A 1180-nucleotide genomic window follows, 5' to 3' on the forward strand; every position below is an offset into this window, starting at 1 on the left:
CGACCACCCCGGCCGCGCCGTCGCCCACCGCCGCGCCGATCACCCCGCCGGCGCCGGCGGCCGGTCCGAAGGTGTTCCGGGCCACCGCCTCCGGGCTCTGCGTGGGGGTGACCGACGACGACCCCGAGGGCGCGGACGCGCAACTGGCCGACTGCACCGGCGGCCCGAGCAGCAGTGGGTGGCGACCGCGGTCGCCGCCGACGTGTTCACCCTGATCAGCGCGGCCAGTGGCAAATGCCTGGACGTGGACGGGCAGCGCACCGACGACGGCGTGGACGTGCAGCAGTGGTCCTGCAACGGCCAGCCCAACCAGCAGTGGCGGCTCGCCCCGACCGGGGCCGGCCCGGTACTGCTGGTCGCCGTGCACAGCGGCAAGTGCGCCCAGGTCGACGACGCCGGCACCGAGGCCGGCGACCAGCTCGAACAGGCCCCCTGCACGGGCGCGCCGAGCAGCAGTGGGCGGTCGGCTGACCGGCTCCGTCCCCGGGCCGGCCCGGACCGGGACGGCCTCAGCCCCGGTAGCTCCAGGCCCGGCCGCGCCGCGACGGGCAGCGCGATCGGCACGGGCAGCGGCCCCCGCCGGCGGCGCAGCAGCAGCGAGAGCCGGCCGCGCCGATCGACAGGGCACCGGCCACGTACCAGGCCAGGGCGTAGTCGCCGAGCCGGTCGCGGACCAGGCCGGCGCCGGTGGCGGCGACCGCCGCGCCGACCTGGTGGGCGGCGAAGACCCAGCCGAAGACCACCGCACCGGAGGCGCCGAAGTACTCCCGGCACAGCGCCACCGTCGGCGGCACGGTGGCCACCCAGTCCAGGCCGTAGAAGACGATGAAGACCAGCATGCTCGGCTCGGCCGTACCGGCGAAGAGGGCGGGCAGCATCAGCAGCGACGCGCCGCGCAACGCGTAGTAGATGCCGAGCAGCAGCCGGCTGTCCATCCGGTCGGTCAGCCAGCCGGAGGCCACCGTACCGACGATGTCGAAGAGCCCGACCAGGGCGAGCAGCCCGGCGGCGGTCGTCTCCGGCATGCCGTGATCGTGCGCGGCCGGCACGAAGTGGGTGCCGACCAGGCCGTTTGTCGTCGCGCCGCAGATCGCGAAGCCGCCGGCGAGCAGCCAGAACGGCCGGGTCCGCGCGGCCTGGGCCAGCGCGCCGACCGCCCGGGCCGCCGCGCCGCCGGCCG

At 76.8% G+C, this 1180-nt stretch carries 1 protein-coding gene and 2 pseudogenes; 2 read left to right on the top strand and 1 reads right to left on the bottom strand.

Going from position 1 to position 1180, the window contains the following annotated elements:
- Together JNW87_RS38915 and JNW87_RS38920 are read left to right on the top strand one after the other, a co-directional pair.
- Positions 1–215 (top strand): annotated as a pseudogene (locus tag JNW87_RS38915) (hypothetical protein); the annotation flags it as partial.
- Positions 203–388 (top strand): annotated as a pseudogene (locus tag JNW87_RS38920) (RICIN domain-containing protein); the annotation flags it as partial. The pseudogenes JNW87_RS38915 and JNW87_RS38920, both read left to right, overlap by 13 nt.
- Before the next feature lie 121 nt (positions 389–509).
- On the opposite strand, the gene JNW87_RS38925 reads toward JNW87_RS38920, so the two are convergent.
- Positions 510–1180 (bottom strand): MFS transporter (locus JNW87_RS38925; RefSeq protein WP_375373619.1); only part of this gene is annotated, 671 nt, incomplete at its 5' end.

This window comes from Micromonospora sp. ATA51 (genome assembly GCF_016802855.1).
Taxonomy (GTDB): Bacteria; Actinomycetota; Actinomycetes; order Mycobacteriales; family Micromonosporaceae; genus Micromonospora; species Micromonospora sicca.